This window comes from Streptomyces sp. NPDC004610 (assembly GCF_040609715.1).
GTDB lineage: Bacteria > Actinomycetota > Actinomycetes > Streptomycetales > Streptomycetaceae > Streptomyces.
This window is the reverse complement of the sequence record NZ_JBEXLA010000019.1, coordinates 1-24,618: the sequence shown is the minus strand read 5'-3', so window position 1 is coordinate 24,618 and position 24,618 is coordinate 1. Positions and strand designations below refer to the sequence as shown.

The 24,618-nt window shown below is 69.3% G+C and carries 17 protein-coding genes; 8 read left to right on the top strand and 9 right to left on the bottom strand.

The features are described 5' to 3' along the window. Nucleotides 1–42 precede the first annotated feature (42 nt). Nucleotides 43–1,749, bottom strand: coding sequence for a glycerol-3-phosphate dehydrogenase/oxidase (locus ABZX40_RS21680; protein WP_355740897.1), 1,707 nt, complete (start codon nucleotides 1,747–1,749; stop codon nucleotides 43–45). 329 nt (nucleotides 1,750–2,078) lie between these two features. Here ABZX40_RS21680 and ABZX40_RS21675 point away from each other — a divergent pair, with 329 nt between their 5' ends. Next, a complete protein-coding gene (locus ABZX40_RS21675) occupies nucleotides 2,079–3,287 on the top strand; it encodes a nucleotide sugar dehydrogenase (protein WP_355740899.1) in 1,209 nt (402 codons plus the stop codon). An 858-nt stretch (nucleotides 3,288–4,145) separates the two neighbouring features. On the opposite strand, the gene ABZX40_RS21670 is transcribed toward ABZX40_RS21675, so the two are convergent. The 4 genes from ABZX40_RS21670 to ABZX40_RS21655 form a co-directional block, all read right to left on the bottom strand. Then, on the bottom strand, nucleotides 4,146–5,270 hold the full coding sequence (locus ABZX40_RS21670) for a GuaB3 family IMP dehydrogenase-related protein (RefSeq protein WP_355740901.1): 1,125 nt from the start codon (nucleotides 5,268–5,270) through the stop codon (nucleotides 4,146–4,148). A 107-nt stretch (nucleotides 5,271–5,377) separates the two neighbouring features. Continuing rightward, a complete protein-coding gene (gene guaB, locus ABZX40_RS21665; RefSeq protein ID WP_355740903.1) occupies nucleotides 5,378–6,883 on the bottom strand; it encodes an IMP dehydrogenase in 1,506 nt (501 codons plus the stop codon). A 221-nt stretch (nucleotides 6,884–7,104) separates the two neighbouring features. Beyond that, nucleotides 7,105–7,692, bottom strand: a complete 588-nt coding sequence (locus tag ABZX40_RS21660; RefSeq protein ID WP_355740905.1) for a sigma-70 family RNA polymerase sigma factor — start codon at nucleotides 7,690–7,692, stop codon at nucleotides 7,105–7,107. A 315-nt stretch (nucleotides 7,693–8,007) separates the two neighbouring features. Next, nucleotides 8,008–8,619 (bottom strand): response regulator transcription factor, encoded by a 612-nt coding sequence (locus tag ABZX40_RS21655; RefSeq protein WP_003948568.1) that lies wholly within the window; start codon nucleotides 8,617–8,619, stop codon nucleotides 8,008–8,010. Nucleotides 8,620–8,999: 380 nt separating this feature from the next. On the opposite strand from ABZX40_RS21655, the gene ABZX40_RS21650 reads away from it, so the two are divergent. Continuing rightward, nucleotides 9,000–9,335, top strand: a complete 336-nt coding sequence (locus ABZX40_RS21650) for a WhiB family transcriptional regulator (RefSeq protein WP_355740907.1) — start codon at nucleotides 9,000–9,002, stop codon at nucleotides 9,333–9,335. Between the two features lie 118 nt (nucleotides 9,336–9,453). Here the strand turns inward: ABZX40_RS21650 and ABZX40_RS21645 are convergent, their stop codons facing one another. Next, the gene (locus ABZX40_RS21645) at nucleotides 9,454–10,377 is read right to left on the bottom strand and encodes a LysR family transcriptional regulator (protein ID WP_355740909.1); all 924 of its coding nucleotides are present in this window, start codon (nucleotides 10,375–10,377) and stop codon (nucleotides 9,454–9,456) included. Nucleotides 10,378–10,458: 81 nt separating this feature from the next. Here ABZX40_RS21645 and ABZX40_RS21640 point away from each other — a divergent pair, with 81 nt between their 5' ends. From ABZX40_RS21640 to pglX, 6 genes are all read left to right on the top strand, one after another. Continuing rightward, the gene (locus tag ABZX40_RS21640; RefSeq protein WP_355740911.1) at nucleotides 10,459–11,127 is read left to right on the top strand and encodes an MOSC domain-containing protein; all 669 of its coding nucleotides are present in this window, start codon (nucleotides 10,459–10,461) and stop codon (nucleotides 11,125–11,127) included. A gap of 87 nt (nucleotides 11,128–11,214) precedes the next feature. Continuing rightward, nucleotides 11,215–11,988 carry an SDR family oxidoreductase gene (locus ABZX40_RS21635; RefSeq protein WP_355740913.1) on the top strand — a complete coding sequence of 258 codons (774 nt, stop codon included), beginning with the start codon at nucleotides 11,215–11,217 and terminating at the stop codon, nucleotides 11,986–11,988. A 108-nt stretch (nucleotides 11,989–12,096) separates the two neighbouring features. Beyond that, nucleotides 12,097–16,545: a BREX system serine/threonine kinase PglW gene (gene pglW, locus ABZX40_RS21630; RefSeq protein WP_356162628.1), complete on the top strand. Its 4,449-nt coding sequence runs from the start codon at nucleotides 12,097–12,099 to the stop codon at nucleotides 16,543–16,545. 126 nt (nucleotides 16,546–16,671) lie between these two features. Continuing rightward, on the top strand, nucleotides 16,672–17,937 hold the full coding sequence (locus tag ABZX40_RS21625) for an ATP-binding protein (RefSeq protein ID WP_355740917.1): 1,266 nt from the start codon (nucleotides 16,672–16,674) through the stop codon (nucleotides 17,935–17,937). Then, nucleotides 17,915–18,547, top strand: coding sequence for an RloB family protein (locus ABZX40_RS21620; RefSeq protein ID WP_355740919.1), 633 nt, complete (start codon nucleotides 17,915–17,917; stop codon nucleotides 18,545–18,547). Before ABZX40_RS21625 ends, ABZX40_RS21620 begins: the two co-directional genes overlap by 23 nt. A gap of 618 nt (nucleotides 18,548–19,165) precedes the next feature. Next, nucleotides 19,166–22,996, top strand: a complete 3,831-nt coding sequence (gene pglX / locus ABZX40_RS21615) for a BREX-2 system adenine-specific DNA-methyltransferase PglX (protein ID WP_355740921.1) — start codon at nucleotides 19,166–19,168, stop codon at nucleotides 22,994–22,996. Nucleotides 22,997–23,063: 67 nt separating this feature from the next. Here pglX and ABZX40_RS21610 read toward each other — a convergent pair whose 3' ends face one another. From ABZX40_RS21610 to ABZX40_RS21600, 3 genes are read right to left on the bottom strand one after another with little or no spacing between them, the layout of a single operon-like run. Then, nucleotides 23,064–23,279 carry a DUF397 domain-containing protein gene (locus ABZX40_RS21610; protein WP_355740923.1) on the bottom strand — a complete coding sequence of 72 codons (216 nt, stop codon included), beginning with the start codon at nucleotides 23,277–23,279 and terminating at the stop codon, nucleotides 23,064–23,066. A 21-nt stretch (nucleotides 23,280–23,300) separates the two neighbouring features. After that, entirely contained in the window at nucleotides 23,301–23,516 is a 216-nt protein-coding gene (locus ABZX40_RS21605; RefSeq protein WP_355740925.1) for a DUF397 domain-containing protein, read from the bottom strand. Continuing rightward, nucleotides 23,500–24,342, bottom strand: a complete 843-nt coding sequence (locus ABZX40_RS21600) for a Scr1 family TA system antitoxin-like transcriptional regulator (protein WP_355740927.1) — start codon at nucleotides 24,340–24,342, stop codon at nucleotides 23,500–23,502. Before ABZX40_RS21600 ends, ABZX40_RS21605 begins: the two co-directional genes overlap by 17 nt. Between the last annotated feature and the right edge of the window lie 276 nt (nucleotides 24,343–24,618).

Here is a 24,618-nt window from a genome sequence, read left to right as displayed (position 1 = left end):
CCCCCACCCCCACCACACCCCCACCCACCCACCCACCCACCGTCAGCGCGGCACGATGTCCGGTGCCCCCAGCCGCGCCGCGTCCGCCGTCAGGTCGTCCGGCTGGCGCTGGGACTCCCGCTCGGCCTCCACCCGCTTCTCGTAGTGCTCGACCTCGCGCTCGATCTGGTCCTTGTCCCAGCCGAGCACCGGCGCCATCAACTCCGCGGCCTCCCGGGCGCTGCGGGTGCCCCGGTCGAAGGTCTCGATCGAGATACGGGTTCGGCGGGTCAGCACGTCGTCCAGATGCCGCGCGCTCTCGTGCGAGGCGGCGTAGACGATCTCGGCGCGCAGATAGTCGTCGGCGTACTTGAGGGGCTCGCCCAGCGAGGAGTCGGCGGCGATGAGTTCGAGGACCTCCTCGGCCAGCGACCCGTACCGGTTGAGCAGATGCTCGACCCGCACCACATGGATCCCGGTCCGGGCGGCGATCCGCGCCCGCGCATTCCACAGCGCCCGGTAACCCTCCGCGCCGATCAGCGGAATGTCCTCGGTGACGCACTCGGCGACCCGCATGTCCAGCCCGCGCGCCGCCTCGTCGACGGCGTCCTTGGCCATCACCCGGTACGTCGTGTACTTGCCGCCGGCCACCACGACCAGGCCGGGTGCCGGATGGGCCACGGTGTGCTCGCGGGACAGCTTGCTGGTGGCGTCGGACTCGCCGGCCAGCAGCGGGCGCAGCCCGGCGTAGACCCCTTCGACGTCGTCGCGGGTCAGGGGCACGGCGAGGACCGAGTTGACGTGCTCCAGCAGATAGTCGATGTCGGCGCTGGAGGCGGCCGGGTGGGCCTTGTCGAGGTCCCAGTCGGTGTCGGTGGTGCCGATGATCCAGTGCCGCCCCCAGGGGATGACGAACAGCACGGACTTCTCGGTGCGCAGGATCAGCCCGGTGGTGGAGCTGACCCGGTCCTTGGGGACGACCAGATGGATGCCCTTGGAGGCGCGGACGTGGAACTGGCCGCGCTCGCCGACCATCGCCTGGGTGTCGTCGGTCCACACCCCGGTGGCGTTGACGATCTGTTTGGCGTGGATCTCGTACTCGCCGCCGCCCTCGTCGTCCTGCACCCGGGCGCCCACGACCCGCTCGCCCTCGCGCAGGAAACCCGTCACCCGCGCGCGGTTGGCGACCTTCGCGCCGTAGGCCGCCGCCGTCCGGATCAGGGTGGCCACATAGCGGGCGTCGTCCATCTGGGCGTCGTAGTACTGCAACGCCCCCACCAGGGCGTCCTTCTTCAGGCAGGGGGCGACGCGCAGGGCGTGACGGCGGGTCAGATGGCGGTGTACGGGCAGCCCCCGGCCATGGCCCCGGGCCATCGACATGGCGTCGTAGAGGGCGACGCCCGAGCCCGCGTAGAGGCGCTCCCAGCCGGCGTGCTGGAGCGGGTACAGGAACGGCACCGGTTTGACCAGGTGCGGGGCGAGCCGCTCCAGCAGCAGGCCGCGCTCCTTGAGGGCCTCGCGCACCAGGGTGAAGTCCAGCATCTCCAGATAGCGCAGCCCGCCGTGGATCAGCTTGCTGGACCTGCTGGAGGTGCCGGACGCCCAGTCGCGGGCCTCCACCAGACCGGTGGCGAGCCCGCGTGTGACGGCGTCCAGCGCGGTGCCCGCGCCGACCACCCCGCCGCCCACGACCAGCACGTCCAGTTCACGCTCGGCCATCGCTGCCAGGGACTCCGCACGCTGCTCCGGCCCCAGTGTCGCTGTCCTCACCACTGCCTCCCGCTCGTCGGTCGCGCCGGCCGTGCCGGTCGGGCAGGGCTCCGTCCGAGATACCCCTGCCCAGATTCTGACCGTCCTGCCCGACTCCGGCCAGCACACACCTCCAGCCTGTGGACAACCCGCCCGCCCGCGCAACGCGAGCGGGTCGCCGGAACGGGCGTCCCGCCCGACGACACAAGGGCGCAATGCCGTATTTCGGTCATATTTACTCCTAGTCTGACATTGCGCTGCCCCGTTCTGTCCACAGGGCTTGCGCACCCGCCCCACCCCTGCTAGCACCCGCTACTCGTTTTCGGCCCCTGGGAAGGACGGCTCACGCCATGCCCGCAGATCTCGCCGTCATCGGACTCGGCGCGCTCGGCCTCCCCCTGGCCCAGGCCGCCGTCGCCGCAGGCATCCCCACCGTCGGCTACCCCACGGGGCCCGGCACCGGCGGCCTCAGCCCCGCCGACATGCGCCGTATGCTCGCCGAGGGCTACCGCCAGGCCCCCGCCCCCGCCGAGCTGGGCCGCGTCCGCTACGCCGTCATCTGCGCGCCCACCCCGCGCGGTGCCGACGGCGACCCCGACCTCACCCAGGTCGAGAGCGCCGCCCGCGCCCTCGCCGCACGGCTGCGCCCGCACACCACCGTCATCCTGGAGTCACCGGTCCACCCCGGCACCACCGAGACGTTTCTGCGCCCCCTCCTGGAGACCGGCTCGGGCCTGCGCGCGGGCCGCGACTTCCACCTCGCCTACTCCCCCAGCCGGGTCGACCCCGGCAACCGCGACGCCACCCCCGCCACCACCCCCAAGGTCATCGGCGGCCTCACCCCCGCCTGCACCGAGTCCGCCGCCGCCTTCTACAGCCGCCTCACGGACAAGGTGGTACGCGCGCGGGGCCTGCGCGAGGCCGAGACCGTCCAGCTCCTGGAGACCAACTTCCGCCACGTCAACATCGCCCTCGTCAATGAGATGGCCGTCCTCTGCCACGACCTCGGCGTCGACCTCTGGGACGTCATCCGCTGCGCCGAGACCAAGCCCCACGGCTTCCACGCCTTCCGCCCCGGCCCCGGCGTCGGCGGTCACACCGCCCCCCAGGCCCTCACCGGCCCCTCAGGCCGCGGCCTGCGCCTGGTCGAACTGGCCCGCGACGTCAACGAACAGATGCCCCGCTACGTCGTCCAGCGCGCCGCCACCCTGCTCAACGAGCACGGCAAGTCCGCCCGCGGCGCCCGCGTCCTGCTCCTCGGCGTCACCTACAAGCCCGACCTCGCCGACCAGCAGGGCACCCCGGCCCATGAGATCGCCATCCGCCTGATGGAACTCGGCGCCGCGGTGAGCTACCACGACCCCCACATCGCGTCCTGGAACATCCTCGACCGCCCCGTCCCCCGCGCCGACTCCCTCTACGAGGCCGCAGCCGCCGCCGACCTCACGATCCTCCTCCAGCAACACCGCACCTACGACCTCCAGGGCCTGTCGGTGAAGGCCCAGCTCCTCCTGGACACCCGGGGAGCGACCCCGACGGGGGCAGCGCACAGGTTGTGAACAAGGGGCGCGCAGAGGCACGGGGCGGGAGGGGTTGGTGGCATACGGGGGGTGCGGCCAGTACCGTGGGGAGAGGTGGAGCCCACCGCAGTGGCCACTGCGGCAGGCTCCTGGATGGATCACGGAGTGTCCGCCCCTAATGTGCTTGGGGACGGCCGCTCACCATCCGAAAAGGTGGAGCCCACCGCAGTGGCTTCTGCGGCGGGCTCCTGGATGGATCACGGAGTGTCCGCCCCTATTGCGTATGGGGGCGGCCGCTCGCCAACCGAAACAGGTGGAGCCCACCGCAGAGGCTGCTGCGGCGAGCTCCTGGATGGATCACGGAGTGTCCGCCCCTAGAGTGCTTGGGGGCGGCCGCTCACCATCCGAAAATCCGCAAGATCCACCTCCTTCGGCACTTCACCAGCGAAAGCCGGATCCGGTCCCAACGGGTGGGCCTGCGGTGACGTCCCATGGACGCCCCCTTCCACGATGCCGCCCATTAGCCCGGTAGGCGGTCCGCTGGATATCGGGCCGGGCCCCGAGGGGCCGGGGTCCGGATCGCATCCTTGGAAGGGGGCGTCCCACACAACTGGGGCGCCACACAGGAAAGTTATCGCCCCGATTAACCCGTTCAGCCCAGAAACCCCCTGAACACCACCGCGCGCCCCCGGCGCGCACCGCACGCCCCCGTCACCACCCCGAATCACCCCGGAATCACCCCGGAATCACCCGACGATCTCCCCCGCGATTTCCCCGTGATCTCCTCCGCGTGATCTCCCTCGCGATCTTCTCCGCACAGCAAAAGGCCCGGACCGATTAAGGTCCGGGCCTTCTCCGACAACGGCGTCAGCCGTGCCGCCTCTTGCCTACGATTACCTACCGCCGGTGCTGTGAATCCGCGACCGTGACCTCCACCCGCTGGAATTCCTTCAGCTCGCTGTAGCCGGTCGTGGCCATCGCCCGCTTCAGCGCGCCGAAGAAGTTCATCGAGCCGTCGGGGATATGGGACGGGCCGGTGAGGATCTCCTCGATCGTGCCGACCGTGCCGAGGTCGACCTTCTGGCCGCGCGGCAGTTCGGCGTTGACCGCCTCCATGCCCCAGTGGTGGCCCTTGCCCGGCGCGTCGGTCGCACGGGCGAGCGGCGAGCCCATCATCACCGAGTCCGCGCCGCAGGCGATGGCCTTGGAGAGGTCGCCGGACCAGCCGACCCCACCGTCGGCGATGACATGGACGTACCGGCCGCCGGACTCGTCCATGTAGTCCCGGCGCGCGGCGGCGACATCGGCGACCGCCGTGGCCATGGGGACCTGGATGCCCAGGACATTGCGGGTGGTGTGCGCGGCGCCGCCACCGAAGCCGACCAGGACACCGGCCGCGCCCGTACGCATCAGATGCAGGGCGGCGGTGTAGGTGGCGCAGCCGCCGACGATCACCGGGACGTCGAGCTCGTAGATGAACTGCTTCAGGTTCAGCGGCTCGTGGGAGGAGGAGACATGCTCGGCGGAGACCGTCGTACCGCGGATGACGAACAGGTCGACGCCCGCGTCGACCACGGCCTTGGAGAACTGGGCCGTGCGCTGCGGGGAGAGCGCGGCGGCGGTGACCACGCCCGCGTCGCGCACCTCCTTGATGCGCGCGCCGATCAGCTCTTCCTTGATGGGGGCGGCGTAGATCTCCTGGATGCGCCGGGTGGCGGCCTCGGCGGGCAGCTCGGCGATCTCGTCCAGCAGCGGCTGCGGGTCCTCGTAGCGGGTCCAGAGTCCTTCGAGGTTGAGGACGCCGACGCCGCCCAGCTCGCCGATGCGGATGGCGGTGGCCGGGGAGACGACCGAGTCCATGGGGGCGGCCAGGAACGGCAGCTCGAAGCGGTAGGCGTCGATCTGCCAGGCGATCGAGACCTCCTTCGGGTCCCGCGTACGGCGGCTGGGGACGACGGCGATGTCGTCGAAGGCGTACGCCCGGCGGCCGCGCTTGCCGCGCCCGATCTCGATCTCAGTCACGTGTGTGGCCTTTCCCTGATGCGTTGCAGCGCCTTCCAGTATCACCGACGGGCACGGCGAGGGCGGCCCCGGAGCCTGCCGGGGCCGCCCTCGCCGGGAGCCGGTGACTAGGCGCGGCTGTAGTTCGGCGCCTCGACCGTCATCTGGATGTCGTGGGGGTGGCTCTCCTTGAGTCCGGCGGAGGTGATCCGGACGAACCGGCCGCCTTCCTGGAGGTCCGGGACGGTCCGGCCGCCGACGTAGAACATCGACTGGCGCAGGCCGCCGACCAGCTGGTGGACGACGGAGGCGAGGGGGCCGCGGTAGGGGACCTGGCCCTCGATGCCCTCGGGGACCAGCTGCTCGTCGGAGGCGACGCCCTCCTGGAAGTAGCGGTCCTTGGAGAAGGACTTGCGGTCGCCCCGGGTCTGCATGGCCCCGAGCGAGCCCATCCCGCGGTACGACTTGAACTGCTTGCCGTTGATGAAGAGCAGCTCGCCCGGCGACTCCTCGCAGCCCGCGAGGAGCGAGCCCAGCATCACCGTGTCGGCGCCCGCGACCAGGGCTTTCGCGATGTCGCCGGAGTACTGGAGGCCGCCGTCGCCGATGACCGGGACACCGGCCGCCTTGGCGGCGAGGGCCGCCTCGTAGATGGCGGTGACCTGCGGGACGCCGACGCCGGCGACCACGCGGGTGGTACAGATCGAGCCGGGTCCGACGCCGACCTTGATGCCGTCGACCCCGGAGTCGATCAGGGACTGGGCGCCGTCGCGGGTGGCGACATTGCCGCCGATGACATCGACGCCCGACGCGTTCGACTTGATCTTGGCGCACATGTCGCCGACCAGCCGGGAGTGGCCGTGGGCGGTGTCGACCACGATGAAGTCGACACCCGCGTCGACCAGCGCCTGGGCCCGCTCGAAGGAGTCCCCGGCGACCCCGACCGCGGCACCGACCAGCAGCCGCCCCTCGGAGTCCTTCGCGGCGTTCGGGTACTTCTCGGCCTTGACGAAGTCCTTGACCGTGATCAGGCCCTTGAGGATTCCGCCGTCGTCGACCAGCGGCAGCTTCTCGATCTTGTGGCGGCGCAGCAGCTCCATGGCGTCCACCCCGGAGATGCCGACCTTGCCCGTGACCAGCGGCATCGGCGTCATGACCTCGCGCACCCGGCGGGTGCGGTCGCTCTCGAAGGCCATGTCACGGTTGGTGACGATGCCCAGCAGCCGCTTGTCGCCGTCAGTGACGGGGACGCCGCTGATGCGGAACTTGGCGCAGAGCGCGTCGGCCTCGGCGAGGGTGGCGTCCGGGTGGATGGTGATCGGGTCGGTCACCATGCCGGACTCGGACCGCTTCACCAGATCGACCTGGTTGGCCTGGTCCTCGATGGAGAGATTGCGGTGCAGTACGCCGACGCCGCCCTGGCGGGCCATCGCGATCGCCATCCGCGATTCGGTGACCTTGTCCATGGCGGCGGACAGCAGCGGGATGTTCACCCGCACATTCCGGGAGACATGCGAGGCGGTGTCGATCTCGTCGGGAGCCATGTCCGACGGGCCCGGCAGCAGCAGCACGTCGTCGTAGGTCAGCCCGAGGGTCGCGAATTTTCCGGGCACTCCGTCGACGTTGGCAGTCATGACACCTTCCCCATATGGCCTTGCTCGGTGCGGATGTCCATGCTAACGGGAAGCGGGGGGCTCGAATTCCACGGCCCCGGGCCACCCCGGGCTTCGTATGTTCATACGGGAGAGTGCGAGATCGGGAGGCTGTACATCATTTCCGGGCGGCATTTCGCGATTCCTCCGCAGGATTGCCGTACGGGAGGCCGTGCCGAACCGTTCAGCCGGGGGCTTCCGGCCTACTGCTCCGCCAGGGCTCTGAGCCGGCTGAGAGCCCGGTGCTGGGCCACCCGGACGGCGCCCGGTGACATTCCCAACATCTGCCCGGTCTCCTCCGCCGTCAAGCCCACGGCGATCCGCAGCAGCAGCAGCTCACGCTGGTTCTCGGGGAGGTTGGCGAGGAGTTTCTTGGCCCATTCGGCGTCGCTGCTGAGCAGGGCGCGCTCCTCGGGGCCGAGGGAGTCGTCGGGGCGCTCGGGCATCTCGTCGGACGGGACGGCCGTGGACCCGGGGTGGCGCATGGCGGCGCGCTGGAGGTCGGCGACCTTGTGCGCGGCGATGGCGAAGACGAACGCCTCGAAGGGGCGGCCGGTGTCGCGATAGCGCGGCAGGGCGAGCAGCACGGCGACGCACACCTCCTGCGCCAGGTCCTCCACGAAGTGCCGGGCATCGCCCGGGAGCCGGGAGAGCCGGGTGCGGCAGTAGCGCAGCGCGAGGGGGTGGACATGGGCGAGCAGGTCGTGCGTGGCCTGCTCGTCCCCGTCTACGGCGCGATGGACGAGCGCGCCGATCGCCCCTTGGGGGGTGCCCGCATCGTCGTCACGCATCGGACCATGGTGCCTTGGCGCTGTCGCCTCCGTGGCACCGCCTTGGTGGTTGTGCACCGAAGCGTTATGAGCAGGTGCGCCGGAACTCATCCCCTGCGCCCTCCCCTTCCGCTCGACCGACTCGTCCCCGAGGAACTCCACACCCTCAAGGATGCGGCATCGGCGGCGAAACGAGCAGCGGGCGTCCTCAGGACCGCCGAACCGCCCCCCGTCCGCCGCACGGCGGACGGGGTTTGACGACATCCGGGGCCCGGTCGGCGACCCGCTCCCCGCCTCGGCCGCTCCGCGTATGAAGGGGGAGTGTGGCGGCGGGCCCTAGCGGACCAGCCCCCAGCGGAAGCCCAGGGCGACCGCGTGGGCGCGGTCGGACGCACCCAGTTTCTTGAAGAGCCGGCGCGCGTGGGTCTTCACCGTGTCCTCGGAGAGGAACAGCTCGCGGCCGATCTCGGCGTTGGAGCGGCCGTGACTCATGCCCTCCAGTACCTGGATCTCCCGTGCGGTGAGGGTCGGCGCCGCGCCCATCTCGGCGGAGCGCAGCCGGCGCGGGGCCAGTCGCCACGTGGGGTCGGCGAGCGCCTGTGTCACCGTCGCCCGCAGTTCGGCGCGCGAGGCGTCCTTGTGCAGATAGCCGCGGGCCCCGGCGGCGACCGCGAGGGCCACTCCGTCGAGATCCTCGGCGACGGTGAGCATGATGATGCGCGCTCCGGGGTCGGCGGACAGCAGCCGCCGTACGGTCTCGACGCCGCCCAGTCCGGGCATGCGTACGTCCATCAGAATCAGGTCCGAGCGATCGGCGCCCCAGCGGCGGAGGACTTCCTCGCCGTTGGCCGCTGTCGTCACACGCTCTACGCCGGGCACGGTCGCGACCGCGCGGCGGAGCGCCTCTCGGGCAAGCGGGGAGTCGTCGCAGACGAGGACGGAAGTCATGGCCGCCCTCCGCAGCTGATGCGCGTCACCTTGAGCCTCCAGGCTGGTACGTATCGTCACCTGTGCGGTCGACCGTCTCGGACGCTTGCCCGAGCACATGTGTTTTCAACCGCCTCCGCACTCTCAACGACGGTCACTCGAAAGAGTTACGGGGCCGTACGCCGTCTCCGGCACTCTACGTGAGTGAGCGGACACAGTGCAGACATGCACAACGGACCCTCAAGGTTTCGTCACAAGCTATGCCCCATTTAGCCCATTTTCTTCCCTTTTGTTGGTGTCTGAGGCTAGATTCGCAAGTGGTCATATTTTCATCTCCTTAGATCGTAGTTGTACGGTCGTGGGCACCGTATCCGCTCGAAACGGCTACAAGGGGTCACGTAATGGCAGATTTCTCCCGCCTTCCCGGACCGAACGCGGACCTGTGGGACTGGCAGCTGCTGGCTGCCTGTCGCGGGGTGGACAGCTCGCTCTTCTTCCATCCGGAGGGTGAGCGCGGTGCGGCGCGGAGCGCTCGTGAGAACTCGGCCAAGGAGGTCTGCATGAGGTGCCCGGTCCGCGCGGAGTGCGCGGCCCACGCCCTGGCGGTGCGTGAGCCGTACGGCGTGTGGGGCGGGCTCACCGAGGACGAGCGCGAAGAGCTGATGGGACGGGCGCGCAACCGGCTGGTACCGGCGAGCGCGACGAGCACCGGCGGCCATGCCGCTTCCCGGCACTGAGGTCACTGGGCCGCTTAAGCCGATGAAGTAACGTTTCTGCAACATCACCGCACCGCCGGGCACGCGCTGACGTGCCCTTCCTTGCGTGTCGGCTCCTCGGGCGGCGGCGAGGGTGCGGTCAGCGGGACGAGGGGAGCAGCCGGCCCGCCGCCCGTTCCAGTTCGTCCAGGGTCGCCGCGACCGCCGGGACCTGGGCCAGATCGGGCAGGGTCAGGGCGACGATCTCCCGCCGGACCGCCGGTTCCAGGGTCACCGTGCGCGCCCCGCGCGGCCGTACCGACTCCACCGCAAGCTGCGGGAGGACGGCCACGCCCAGACCGGCGCCGACCAGGGCGACCACCGCCGGGTAGTCGTCGGTGGCGAAGTCGATCCGGGGCGCGAAGCCCGCGCTCTCGCACACCTCGACCAGTTGCCCCCGGCAGCGCGGACAGCCCGCGATCCAGGGGTCGGCGGCGAGGTCGCCGATGGCGACGGACGTGGCGCGGGCCAGCCGGTGGCGCTCGGGCACCAGGGCGACGAGCCGGTCGCGCAGCAGGGGCCGTACGACGAGGTCGTCCCATTCGGCGGCGGCCTCGGCTCCCCCGGCCCCCTCGTAGCGGAAGGCGAGGGCCAGATCGCAGTCGCCCTCGCGGAGCAGTTCCACCGAGCGCGGCGGTTCGGCCTCCTCCAGGGAGACCCGGGTGCCGGGGTGGGCGGCGCGCAGGGCGGCCAGCGCGGTGGGGACCAGGGCGGAGCTGCCGCTGGGGAAGGAGACCAGCCGGACCCGGCCGGCCCGCAGCCCCGCGATGGCGGCGACCTCCTCCTCGGCGGCCGTGAGCCCGGCGAGGATGCCGGAGGCGTGCCGGACCAGGGCCTCGCCCGCCTGGGTCAGCCGCATCTCGCGCCCGCTGCGCACCAGCAGCGGGGTGCCCACGGACGACTCCAGGGCCTTCATCTGCTGGCTGACGGCGGGCTGGGTGCAGCCCAGCTCGCGCCCCGCCGCCGAGAAGGACCCGGTGGTGGCGACGGCGCGCAGAACGCGGAGGTGGCGGGCCTCGATCATCTTTCGAGCATAAGCGGACCTTGGGGCGAGCGCCGGATAATAGGCGGTGACTTTGACCTGGGGTGGACATACCGTGAGGTCATGAAGCTTTTGTCAGTGAATGTGGGCCGCGCGCGGGCCGTGCCGTACACCGACCACCCCGAGGGGGTGACCGGGATCGACAAGCGGCCGGTGGCCGGGCCGGTGCGGGTGACGGCACCCGGGCCGAAGGGGACCGGCGGCAGCGGGCTGGCCGGGGACACCATCTGCTCCCTGCGCCACCACGGCGGCGACGACCAGGCGGTGTACGCCATGGCCCGCGAGGATCTCGACGCCTGGCAGGGCGAGCTGGGCCGGGGGCTGGCGGACGGGGCGTTCGGCGAGAATCTGACCACCCTGGGCGTCGAGGTCTCCGGCGCGCTGATCGGGGAGCGCTGGCGGGTCGGGGCGGAGCTGCTGCTGGAGGTGACCTGCGGGCGGGTGCCGTGCCGGACGTTCCAGGGGCATCTGGGCGAGGAGCGCTGGGTGCGGCGGTTCACCGAGCGGGCGGCGCCGGGGGCGTATCTGCGGGTGATCGAGCCGGGGGAGATCCGGGCGGGCGACCCGGTGGAGATCGTGCACCGGCCGGAGCACGGGGTGACGGTCGCGCTGGAGTTCCGGGCGAAGACCACGCGGCGGGACCTGCTGCCGGAGCTGGGGCCCGCGCGCGCGGCCCTGCACCCGGAGTCGGTCGAGCTGATGGACAAGTACCTGGCGAAATACGCCTCTTGACGTCCCCTCGGGGATGGGGAAGGCCGAAAGCCCGGGGACGGGCTCGCGTGGTCCGCGGAGAGTGGCGCGGGTCACTAACCTTGCGCCATGACAAGGGCTCTGATTACGGGATCGACGGCGGGCATCGGTGCCGCTTTCGCGCGTCGGCTGGCCGCCGACGGGCATGACCTCGTCCTGGTGGCACGGGACGACGAGCGGCTGCGTGAGCAGGCGACCGAACTGCACGACCGGCACGGCATCGAGGCGGAGGTGCTGCGTGCCGACCTCGCCGGGGACACCGGCATCGAGGCGGTCGCCACCCGGCTCGGCGACCGCAAGAACCCGGTGGACCTGCTGGTGAACAACGCGGGTTTCGGCAACAAGGGCCGCTATCTGGACGTACCGATGGCCGATGAGCTGCGGATGCTCAAGGTGCACTGCGAGGCGGTGCTCCGGCTGACCTCGGCGGCGACGGAGTCGATGCGGGCGCGGGGGCGGGGCGGGGTGGTGAACGTGGCCTCGGTCGCGGCGTTCGTCCCGCGCGGGACGTACGGGGCGTCCAAGGCGTGGGTGGTGCAGTTCACGCAGGGCGCGGCGCGGGATCTGGCCGGCAGCGGGGTGCGGCTGATGGCGCTGTGCCCCGGTTTCGTGCGCACCGAGTTCCATGAGCGGGCCGGGATGGGCACCGACAGCATCCCCGGCTGGATGTGGCTCGACGCCGACAAGGTGGTCGCGGAGGCCCTCACGGACCTGGCCCGCGGCAAGTCCGTGTCCATCCCCGACCCCCGCTACAAGGCCCTGATGGGCGCGGCGAAGCTGGTGCCGCGGGGGGTGCTGGGGGGGATCAGCTCGCGGACGGGGCGGAGGTATGGGCCTCGGTAGGAAGGCCGTAGTAAAAGAAATAAGGAGTGCGTTCCGGCGGCAGGGCCGACTGTCAGAGCGGGCGACTAGGATTTCGGTCCTGTCATCGGAGAAGGTGCGGGCGCTCAGGTGTCCGTGCCTTGTCCGTCCGCTGCCGCGTTGCGGAGGTGCTCGGTGTCCGCTGCTCCCAGGCCGACTGCTCCCGCTCCCCGTGAGCGGTGGTTCCAGCCTCGGCGGTCCCCCTTCCCCTGGGAACAGGAGGGGTTGGACCATCTGCGCGATCTGATGCCCAAGACCGAGCCCCACCGGGCGTGGGCGACGTTCCAGTTCACCGCCGCGTCCGGGCGGATCAACGAGTGCGATGTGCTGATCGCCGTGCCGGGAGGGCTCTATCTGCTGGAGCTGAAGGGGCATCCGGGCCGGGTGGTGAACCACGGTGACACCTGGCAGTTCCACGGCGACGACCGGGTCCGTACGATCCGCAATCCCCTCCATCTGACGGATCTGAAGGCCAAGGAGCTGAGGGGTCAGCTCGACCGGGCGGCCCGCGCACTGCGGATGGACCCCCGTCAGGTCCCGTTCATCAAACCGGCGGTCTTTCTGCACGACCCGGGCCTGGTCAGCGAACTCGACGAGTTTCAGCGCACCTCCGTGTACGGGCGCAACGACGGGGCGAGCGGGCTGCCGAAGATCTGGGACGACCTGCTGGGGCGTCCGCCGGAGCGGGAGAGCTGGCGGATCACTCCCTTGGTGAGTCAGCGGCTCGAACAGTTGATGCAGCGGATCGGCATCAGTCACTCCACCGCGCATCTGCGGTACGGGGAGGGCTGGAAGCTCGAACCGCGAGCCCTCGACGCGGGGCCGGGCTGGGAGGACCGGCTCGCGGTGCGGGACGACGAGCTGGTGAAGGAGCGCGGCCGGGTCCGTATATATCTGTCCGGCGCCGCCGCCTCCGACGAGCAGCGTGCCAGGGTGGATCGCGCGGCCCGGCGCGAGTACCAGGTGCTCCAGGGCATCAATCATCGCGGGATCGTGCAGGCGGTGCAGATCCGTGAGCACCAGGGCGGTCCGGCGATCCTGTTCCGGCACCGCGAGTCGGATCTGCGGCTCGACGCCTATCTCGACGCGTACGGGGGGCGGCTCACACCCGTACTGCGGCTGGATCTGGTCCGGCAGCTCGCCGAGGCGGTGCGGTACGCGCACCACCGGTCCCTCTACCACCGCGCGCTGTCCGCGCGGTCCGTCTATGTGTCGGCGCGGGAGGACGGCGCCGATCCGGTGCTGCGCATCGCCGATTGGCAGACCGCCGCCCGTGACTTCGAGACATCCGTGCATGTGTCCCTCGGTGAGACACCGCTGGACGCGGCGCTGATCGCCGACACCGCTCAGGTGTATCTGGCGCCGGAGACCGACCAGGAGTTCGCCGACCCGGTGGACCTTGATGTGTTCGGGCTCGGTTCGCTGGCCTATCTGCTGCTGACGGGGCGTTCCCCGGCGGACCGGCGCAGTGCCCTGCTGGAGCGGCTCCAGAACGACAAGGGGCTGCACCCCTACGCCGTCTCCGACGCGGTGTCCGCGGCGCTCGACGCGCTGGTCTTCCGCGCCACGGCGGCGGACGTACGGGACCGGCTCGCGTCCGTGGATGAGTTCCTGGAGCTGCTCGCCGCCGCGGAGGCCGACGAGGCGGCTCCGCGCTGCGGCGTCCCCGGTGTGGACCCTCTCGTCGCACAGGCGGGGCAGCAACTGGACGACACCTGGACGGTGGTCCGGGTCCTCGGCACGGGGGCGACGGCCCGCGCGCTGCTGGTGCGCCGCACCGAACCCGCGGACGACGAGAACTCCGTCCGGGTCTTCAAGGTCGCCCTGGACCAGGAGAAGGACGCGCGGCTGCTCGCGGAGGCGAAGGCGCTCGGGGAGGTCGGCGGCGGAAAGATCGTCAAGCTGTACGCCGAGCCGCGTGACCTCGGCGGGCACACGGCGCTGGAGATCGAGTACGCGGGCGGTTTCCGTTCGGACGACGACCGCGAGCCGGTGAGCCTGGGGTCCCGGCTGCGGGATCAGGGTCCTCTGGGCTATGACCAGTTGGAGCGGTTCGGCAACGACCTGTTCGAGTCGCTGGACACCCTGGCGGCGCGCGGGGTGCGCCACCGTGACATCAAGCCGGACAATCTCGGCCTGTTCAAGCGCAGTGACGGCTCCTGGCAGCTCATGCTGTTCGACTTCTCCCTGGCCGACGCGCCGGACCAGGATGTGCAGGCCGGTACGCGGGCGTACCTCGATCCGTTCCTCGGGGGCGTCGGCCGTTCCCGGTACGACGATCACGCGGAGTGGTACGCCGCCGCCGTCACCCTGCACGAGATGGCGTCCGGGGAGCGTCCAGTGTGGGGGGACGGCCAGGGCGATCCGCGGATGGTCTCGGACGCGGCGCTGCATGTGTCGGCCGAGTTGTTTCCGCAGGCGCTCAGTGAGGGGCTCAAGGGGTTCTTCGAGCGGGCTCTGCACCGGGATGTGGAGCAGCGGTTCGACAGCCTGGGTCAGTTGCAGGAGGCGTGGCGGCAGGTGTTCCGCCGGGCGGACGCGGCCCGGCCCGCGACCACTCCGGCGACGGTGGGGATCAGCGCGGACGATCTGGAGGACGCGCGGGAGCAGGCCGCCGAGGCGGCCCGGCTGGACACCCCGCTCGCGGCTGCCGGTCTGTCACCGCGGGCGGTGTCGGTCGCCGAGGGGCTGAAGGCGCACACGGTCGAGCAACTCCTCGACATCCCACCGCACCACATCTCGCGGGCGCGCGGCGCGGGCAACGCGATCCGCAAGGAGCTGAACCGCCGGCACCGGCAGTGGACGCAGGAGCTGCGGCGCCGGGCCGCCGTGAAGCGGCCGGTGGTCATCGAGCCGGACGCGCCGGAAGAGATCCTGGAGTCGGTGGACACGCTGGCCGCCCGGCTGACCCCGCCGGAGGGCAAGCGCCGCACCAGGCCGCGTCCCGATGTCGTCCGGGCGACGCTGCAACTGCCCGGGGTGCTGGAGGACGGGGAGGCGCTGGAGCCCTGGCCGGCGCAGAGCCAGATCGCGCGGTCGCTGGGCATCAGCCAGCCGACCGTCTCGCAGAACCAGCAGGTGGCGGTCGAGCGGTGGGCCGCGCTGCCGTGGCTGTCCCGGGTGCGCGACGAGCTGGTGGCGATCCTCACCGACCGTGGCCGGGTGTCGACGGCGGAGGAGCTGGCGACGGAGCTTCGGGCCCGGCACGGGGCGGGGACGGGTGAGGCGCGGGTCGCCGAGGGCCGGGCGCTGGCCGTGGTGCGCGCCGCCGTCGAGACCGAGTTGCGCAAGCGGGAGGCGGGTGGGGCCGAGGAGGCGGAGGAGGCTCCGGCCCGGTTCGATGTGCAGCGCCGGGGTGGCCGTGTGGTCATCGCGCTGGAGGATCAGCCGGGCTCGGACGACCCGACTCCGGCGGAGCTGGCCGACTACGCGACGGCCCTGGGTGAGCAGGCCGCGGACCTCGCGGCGCGGGAGCCGCTGCCGGGCCGGGCCACCGTGCTGCGGGTGCTGCGGGCCGTGCCCGCGCCCGAGGGCATGGCGCCGGTCGCCGACACCCGGCTGGTGGAGCTGGCCGCGTCGATGGCGGGCGGGGTCGCGGTCTCCCCCCGTCTGGAGCTGTTCCCGCTGGCGCTGGGGCTGACCCGGGCCCTGCGGATCTCGCAGGCGCCCGCGGGGGTCCGGCCCGAGTCGGGGATCACCACCGACGATCTGCTGGCCAGGGTCCGGGCCCGCTTCCCCGGCCTGGCGGTGCTGGAGCAGACGACGTACGTGGAGCTGGCGGAGGCGTTGGCCAAGGCCGAGTTCCCCTTGGTGTACGACCCGAACCGGCGCCGTTTCCTGCCCCGGCAGCAGAACGGCTCGGCCGGTCTCCCGGCCGGTTCGTCGTCCGTGCTGACCAGCACGAGTTCCCTGTACGCCGCGGCCCAGGGGCGGATCGCCGAGGGCAAGGACCCGCGCGAGGTGCTGTCCGCGCGGCTCACGGAGGCACAGCGCCGCGGGGGCTTTCTGGCGCTCACCCTGAAGGGTGCGGAGCTGCCGGGTGTCGCACAGGCACTGGCCGAGCGCTATGACGTGACGCCGGTGTCGGCGAACGCGCTGTTCCTGGACGCCCTGCGCGCACTGTCCGAGGAGCAGTCGGTGCGGTGGGAGGCCCTGGTCAAGGCCGACGCGAAGTTCGCGGTGACCGGGACGCTGGGCGCGGCGCTGGCCTCGTACACGAGGGCGGCGGCGGAGCGGGTCGGGCAGCGGGTGGTGGAGCGGGCGGAAGCGGCCGGTCCCCGGTCGGTCGTCCTGGTCCATGAGGCCGGGCTGCCTGCCCGCTACTGGGAAGCCGGAGGCCGGGAGTTGCTCGCCGCGCTCCAGCAGGCGGCCCGCCGTCCGGCCGATGTCCCGCACGGTCTGTGGCTGCTCCTGCCGGCCGAGGACCCGCGTGCGACGCCCACGCTGGACGGGCGGACGGTGGAGGTGGTCGACCGGGTCACCGAGTGGGAGGTGCTGGACGGGCTGTTCCTGAAGGGGTTGCGGACGGTGTCGGAGTGACGTCGAGGGCGCCTGCCCCGTAGGGCTGTTCGATGGCCTGATTGGCCTGTTCTGCTTGCCAGACCCCCTTACCGGCGATTCACTTGCACGAAAGCTGGTGAAACTAGGCTGAGGGAGGGGGTGCTCATGCTCTTGAACTTCAGGGTGGCCAACCACCGCTCCATCCGTGACGAGCTGGAATGGCAGCTTCAGCCGGTCTACGAGGGGGATCGCCCGCCGGGTACGGCGTGGGAGGCGGTACCGGTCGCGGGGATCTTCGGGTCGAACGCGGCGGGGAAATCCAACGTGGTGGACGCGCTCCGCTACATGGCCAGGATGGTCATCCGCTCGCATCTGCTGGCGGAGGACGGCGAGGGGGTGAGCAGACGCCCCTTCCTGGCGGACGTGGTGCACAGGGAGTCGTCCTGGTACGTCGCCGATCTCCTCGTGCGCGGGGTGCAGTACACGTACGGCTTCGAGGTGGACGACGAGCATGTGGTGAGCGAATGGCTCTACGCCTATCCGGAAGGGCGTAAGCGGGTCGTCTTCGAGCGGAACGGGGAGACATTCAGCGTCGGTAGTTTGCAGGACCATCCGCGGCAGTTACGTACCGTCGCGGAGGTGACGGCCCCGAATGCCCTGTTCCTTTCGGTGGCGGGTCGGTCCAGGATGGCGCTGGATGTGGTGGGCCCGGTCTATCGCTGGTTCCGCGAGAGTCTGGTGTTCGGTGGTCCTCTCAGCTCGGGGTCGGGGTCACGGCATCTGATGCTCAGGCATCTGGCCCTGCGGCTGGACCGCCGACGTGAACCGGCCCACCTGCGCGAACTGCTGCGCGTCGCGGACCTGGGTATCGAGGACTTCCGTGTGGAGACCTCGGAGAGCAAGGGCACCCCTGAGGAAGTGCCGTACACGCGTCATGAGCTGCTGCTGAAGCACACCGGCAGGAACGGCCCCTTCGAGGTGCCGCTGTCCGCCGAGTCCGCCGGTACGCAGGCGCTGGTGGACTACGCGCTGACGTTAGAGGGGGTTGCCCGCTGGGGCGGCACCTTGGTGGTGGACGAGCTGGGCAGCAGTCTGCATCCACGGCTGAGCGCGTTCCTCGTCGCCCTCTTCCAGGACCCGGCCCGCAATCCGTACGGCGCGCAGTTGCTGTTCACCAGCCATGACGTGAGTCTGCTGGGGCGTCGGGCAGGTGAGGACATCCTGAAGCGGGATCAGGTCTGGTTCATGACGAAGAACGAGTTCGGGGAGAGCTCGCTGTATCCGCTGTCGGACTTCCGCCCGCGCCAGGAGGAGAACCGGGAGCGGCGCTATATGAGCGGAAGTTATGGCGCGGTGCCGATGATCGACGACACGTTCACGCTGGCGCTCGCCAGCCGGGGGGACACAGGTGGCGAGGGAGCCGAAGCCTGACGGCCGGAAGAAGCCGAGACGGGATTCCACGCTGTACAGGAAGCCCGCCTATCGGGACGAGTTACCGGCGATCCTGGTGGTGTGCGGTGCGCGGAACACCGAACCGATCTATGTGCGGGGGCTGCTGAGGACGGTGGACAACCGCGCGGTCGACGTGGAGGTCAAGGTGTGTCCACGCGATCCGGTGTCGGTGATCAAGTACGCGGTGGGGGCGCGAGCGCGGGCGCGGGACCATTACGAGCAGACGTGGTGCGTACTGGATGTGGACGATTTCCCCCAGTTGGACGAGGCACTCAGGTTCGCTGAGGGCGAGGGCATCGAAGTCGCCCTGTCCAATCCCTGTTTCGAGTTCTGGTTGCTGCTGCATTTCTGTGAGCACCGTGCAGTATTGAACGGATATCAGCAGGCCAAACGGAAACTCGCCCCCCATCATCCGGGCTACAGCAAGTCGGCCGACAGTTTCGACTTCGCCCCCTACAGGGGGAAGTGGCCCGCGGCCATGGAGCGCGCCCGCGCGTTGGCGAAGACCGGTGAGGAGCACAAGACGAATCCCTCGACCGGGATGTGGCGACTGTTGTCCGAGATCGTGCCGAGTCATCTCCGGCCCTGAGCCCCGGCGGTTCGCGGGCGGAGTGAGGACGTCGAGGATCGTCGGCGGGTCGGCATCGGGTGGACCCGGCGGGCGTACGCGTCGGGGAGGACGGCACCCGGCGTGGTCTGGGCCCGCCGAGCCGGTCGGGCAGGCCCAGCACATGCGACGGGGTGAGGGCCTCGGCATGACCGCCTGGCGGCCCTCGCGCAGGTGACCGGCGTGTTCGGGGGCCCGCCCCACCAGGTGCTGGGCTCCCGGGGCGCTTCCCCACCGCCGCCGAAGGTCCGCCCCACGGCGCCGGCCACCAGGGCGCCGGGCTCCGCGACCGGTTCCGGGGCGGGCTCGGCGGAGTGGGTACGAGGGGTGTCGCGAGAGGTAACGGTCCCGCTCGGGGAGCGGTCGGCGGGGCAGCGCGGACCCGGTTGTCGAGCCGGTACGGCGTCCGCCTCCGTGCCGCCTCGATCGTGAGCGTGCTGCGGTGTGCGGGAGGAGAAGGGGGTCGGGTGATCTTCCCGGTTACGGATCGTTCGTGTGCGGTGCGGTTGCGTGCTGGCAGGATGGGGCGATGGGCCGTGGGGGCCCGGCCCGGTTGGGTGCGGTGCGTGAGCGCGTGAGCGGTGAGGGAGTGTTCCGACGGTGACGACGACGACGGCTGCGGCGGTGGGGACGGGGTCCGGGGGGTCCGGAGGGGCCGGGCTGGACCGCGTACGGCTGCTCAAGGATCTCCAGGCGCAGGCCCGCCTCCTGGAGGACGACCTCCGCACCCGGACCGACACCGAACCGGAGTTCCGCGACGCCCTCCACGCCGAGTACGGCAAGGCCGTCGCCGCGGAGCGTACGGCGGCGATGTACGAGACCTGGCGTGACGAGCGGGTCGTCCAGATCGCGGCGGCGTGGGTACTGGCCTGTGTCTTCGTCCGTTTCAGCGAGGACAACGGGCTGATTCCGGAACCGTGGCTGTCCGGTCCCGGCGAGCGCCTCGCCGAGGCGCAGGACCGCCACGACGGGTACTTCCGCGAGCACCCCACGAAGAACGACCGCGACTGGCTTGAGGAGTCCTTCGCCGCGCTCGCCGCGTCCCACGCGACCGTCGCGGGGCTCTTCGACCGCGCGCACAACCCGCTCTACGAGGTCACCCCGTCCTACGGGGCGGCGACCGCGCTCCTCGCGTTCTGGCGTGAGCGGGACGCCGAGGGCGGGATCGTCCACGACTTCACCGACGCGGACCTGGACACGCGTTTTCTGGGTGACCTGTATCAGGACCTGTCCGAACACGCCCGCAAGACCTACGCGCTCCTTCAGACGCCGGTGTTCGTGGAGGAGTTCATCCTCGATCTGACGCTTGAGCCTGCGGTCGAGGAATTCGGTCTCACCCCGGAGTGGAAGCACCGGCCCCGTGGGTGGGAGGGCGAGGTTTTCGCGGATGGGGTGGGGGGTGTTGAGGTTGTCCGGGGGTTGCGGTGCATTGACCCCGCGTGCGGGTCGGGGCACTTCTTGCTGGGGATGTTCGAACGGCTCCTTGAGAAGTGGCGGGAGGCCGAGCCTGGGAGTGAGCCGTGGTTGTTGGTACGGCGGGCTCTGGAGTCGGTCCACGGGGCCGACAAGAATCCGTTCGCCGTGGCTATTGCCCGATTCCGGTTGCTCGTCGCCGCGTTGAAGGCGGGCGGGGTGCGGGAGTTCAGCGCGGCGCCGGGGTTGCCTATTCGGGTGGCTGTGGGGGACTCGTTGTTGCATGGGCGGTCACTGGATACCGTGACGGAGACGCTTGACACGCTGTTCGAGGAAGAGGAGACCTTCTATTACCGGACGGAGGATGTGGAGACGTACTCGCGCGAGGTGGATTTGCTTGGGCGGGGTACGTATCACGTTGTCGTCGGGAATCCGCCGTACATCACGGTGAAGGACAGCCAGGAGAGTCAGAACTACCGGAAGGCGTATTTCTCGTGCGCCGGCCAGTATGCTCTATCCGTTCCGTTTGCGCAGCGGATTTTCGAGCTAGCAATCCGCGCCGAGGGAAGCCGCAAGAACGGAGGCTTCACGGGGCAAATCACCTCGAACTCCTTCATGAAGCGCGAATTCGGGAAGGTTTTGATCGAGGCATACTTCCACGGCGGCCGAGAATACAAGGACCCCAGTACAGGTCGGAAGCGGGACTTCGCCGGAATTAGCCTCACTCATGTAATCGACACTTCAGGTGCATTCATCCCAGGACACGGCACACCAACAGTAATTCTGGCTGGACGCAATCAAAAGGCGCGACAAGCAGACCCTATTCGAGCCGTACTCGCTGTCCGTAGTGAACCTAAGCAGCCAAAGATCCCAGCAAAGGGGATGGTTTGGAGTGCCATCGTCAGGCAGGCAGGGGTACCAGATAGTGAATCCGAATGGGTGACAGCAACAGACCGCAATCGTCAAGCATTCGCGAACTTCCCGTGGAGTCTTTCCGGTGGCCGCGCTGCGACTGTACTGGAGGAGGTGGAAAAGGCACCTCGCACACTCGATAATCTATTGGGCCGACCAATTGGGTTTGCCAGCTTTCCAGGCCAGGACGCCGTCTTCTTCTTGTCCCGCCCGTGGTTCAACCAGCGCATGGACACCGGCCTCCTCAAGCGAGACCTGGTTATCGGAGAAGGAGTACGTGACTGGGGCATCGCATCTGACGAGCCAGCACTTGTCCCCTACGACACACAGCAAGAGCCGATGCCACTCGACGATTCCACTTCATGGGGGCGACATCTCTGGTCAATGCGCACGACGCTTGGTTCGACAACTGGCTTCGGTGGCAAAACGCGGGCCGAATCAGAAGATCCTTGGTGGACTTGGTACCGATGGGTTGCAGAAAGATATCGAACTCAACTGTCGATTGTTTACGCCGAAGTCACCACACACAATCATTTCGCGCTAGATCGCGGAGGTAAGGTCTTCACTCAGACCGCACCAGTAATCAAACTACCCGGCAACACTTCAGAGAAGGAGCATATCGAGCTATTGGGTTTGCTGAACTCGTCAGCAGCTTGCTTCTGGATGAAGCAAGTCAGCCACAACAAGGGCCGGCCGGGGGCCGAGCAAGCTGGGGCAGACGAGCCTTGGGAGCACAGATTCCAGTTTTCCGCCACGAAACTACAAAAACTCCCCGTTCCAGACCTTCTACCGTTCGACATTGCACACGAACTCGATTCACTCTCCGGAGAGTTGGCCAAATCTGAGCCACACACCGTGGCCAGCCAAGGAGTACCGACACGAGAGCAACTCGATGCAGCACGCCTAAGGCAAGACAAGATCCGCACCTTGTTGACCATTCTGCAAGAAGAACTAGATTGGAATGTATACGGCGCCTACGGCCTACTCACACCCACGGAGGTTCAAACCACTACCCTGAAACACATCCCGAATATGGAAAGTGCAGAAATCTCCAACACTTCGCCAAGTCACCGCGCTTTCGCAATTCACCTTGCACGCGATCGGGAAATTGGCAAGATCGCGACAACGTGGTTCAGCCACCATAATCATCGGTTTTCTTCGGTAACGGAAATTCCAGCGAACTGGCCGGACGCTTACAAGAAAGTCGTCCAAGCCCGCATCGACCTCATCGAAGCCAACAAAGACATCCGCCTCATCGAGCGCCCCGAATACAAGCGCCGCTGGTCCATCGAACCCTGGGAGAAGCGCGAGGCCGCCGCCCTCCGCTCCTGGCTGCTCGACGCCGCCGAGCGCGAAGACCTCTGGTACGAGGAGCGCGAAGGCTTCACCGTCCCCCGCCCCCTCACCATCAACCAACTCGCCGACGCCCTCCGCAGCAACCCAGACGTCCTGTCCGTAGCCGAGCTGTACGCCACCGACCACCTCAACAAGCGCGACGCCTCCCTCGCCACCGTCCTCGCCGCCGTCATCGAGGCCGAACACGTCCCCCACCTCTCCGCCCTCCGCTACAAGGACTCCGGGCTACGCAAGCGCGCCCAGTGGGAGCAGGTCTGGGATCAGCAGCGCGAGGAAGACCGGACCGGCCAGCGGCTCGACATCAAGGTCCCGCCGAAGTACACGAGTGCCGACTTCGCCAAGAACTCCTTCTGGGCCAACCGAGGCAAGCTCGACGTCCCCAAGGAACGCTTCATCTCCTACCCCGGCGCCTCCCCCGACTCCGACCCCTCCCTCCTCCTCGGCTGGGCCGGCTGGAACCACCGCGACCAAGCCGACGCCCTCGTCGGCCTGATCCGCAACCGCGTCGAGAACGACGGCTGGGAGAAGACGGACCCCCGACTCGTCCCCCTCCTCGCCGGACTCCGGGAAGCCCTGCCCTGGGTGCACCAGTGGTACGGCGAGTACGACGAGGAGTGGGAGGGCAACCCCGCCGAAGAGTTCCAGGCCGCCCTCGACACCGGTCGCGCCGACGCCGGGGTGTCCGAGACTGACCTCGTGAACTGGCGCCCCGAGAAGAAGACGCGCGGACGGCAGAAGAAGAGCGAGTAGTCAGCACAACAGAGGGCGGTAGCAAGCCAGGCATCGGCTTGCTACCGCCCTCTTCGCGTAGCCGGGCTCAGACGGCCAGACCTCGGACATGGCCCACGAAGGCCGACCAAGCGGGCTCCGCGACCGTCAGGGACGGACCCGTCGGCACCTTGCTGTCACGCACTGGGACGAGACCTGAAGTGGTGGCCACATCGGGGGCCCACTCAACACAGTTCCCCCCTCCGTTACCGGTGTAGCTCGACGCAACCCACCGGACAGCAGTGGGCTCGGACGACTCACTCATGCGAAGTGCCTCCAGACTGAATCAGACAGTCAGACCCCGAGCATGGCCCAGGAAAGCTGACCAGGCGGGTCCAGCAACCATCAGGGCGGGGCCAGTGGGCGCCTTGCTGTCCCGAACTGGGACCAGGCCAGACGCGGTCGCGACATCAGGGGCCCACTCAACGCAGTTCCCCCCTCCGTTGCCGCTGTAGCTCGACGCAACCCACCGGACAGCAGTGGGCTCAGGGGACTTGCTCATCAGGAAGTGCCTCCAAAGTGGACCGGATGAAGTCCGCAGACTCAGCGGGCGACAGCGCCGACGCACTGAGCAGATCGTAGGCTCGGATCAGGCTCAGAACCTCGGTCTTTTCTTCAAGCAGTGTCCCGGTGCTGATGCCCTCTTCATAGGCTACGTGCCGCCCGTCATCGAGCGTCCAGAGGGATAGCGATCCCCCTGCCAAGCCCTGACCCCCGGTAGAGAAGGGCACTACCTGGATGAACGTGGTAGCTGTCAGGGAAAGATCCAGCAATTTGGCCAGTTGATCCCTCATGACGGACGCACCGCCGTAGCCCCGGAGCAGCACGCCTGCGTCCAGGATGGCCGCGTAGTCCGGCCGGGGCTCCCTCAAGAGGAGTGCCTGACGGCCCAGTCGCAGCGTCCACAGCTCGTCGATCCGCTGCTCTGTAGCCCTCGGATCATGCATGCGGAACAACGCTCGCGCGTACGCCTCCGTCTGGAGCAGGCCAGGAACGAGCTGCGGCGTGTATTCGCGTATCCCGACCGCCTTGTCTTCAAGCTCCATCCGACGCCGGAACTTGTCCGGATGCGCTTCCTTCCTGCACAGCGCATACAGCTCCGTGAAGTACTTGTCCGTACCGAACAACCCATCCAACTGCGCGGGCAGCTCCGGCGGCGGCATGTACTCAGCCACCTCCACCCGGGCCAAGTGGCTCTTGCTGATGGCAAGTCGGCTCGACATCGCTTCGAGCGTCCACCCTTGCCGCTCGCGGTGACTGCGCACCTTGAATCCGAATAGGTCCCGAACACTTCGCTCAGGACTCAATTCCTTGGGGGGCCTTGGCATTTGTGCGTCCGTTCTCCCAGGAACGAGGTTGGGACTTCAACTCGTAGAGAGCGTAGGGGACTGACAGTGACGATGTAGGCACACAGGGAAATCAACCCAAGGAATCCCCCATGCCCGACGACCCCACCGCAACCACCCAAGGCCCCCTCCACCTCCGCACCGGCGGAGCCACCCCCACCCGCAACGCCTCCCAAGACGCCTACGAGTCCCTCCTGGACCTCCTCACCCGCCTCGGCGTCACCCCCACCCACGCCCGCGTCGACTGGGCCACCGACG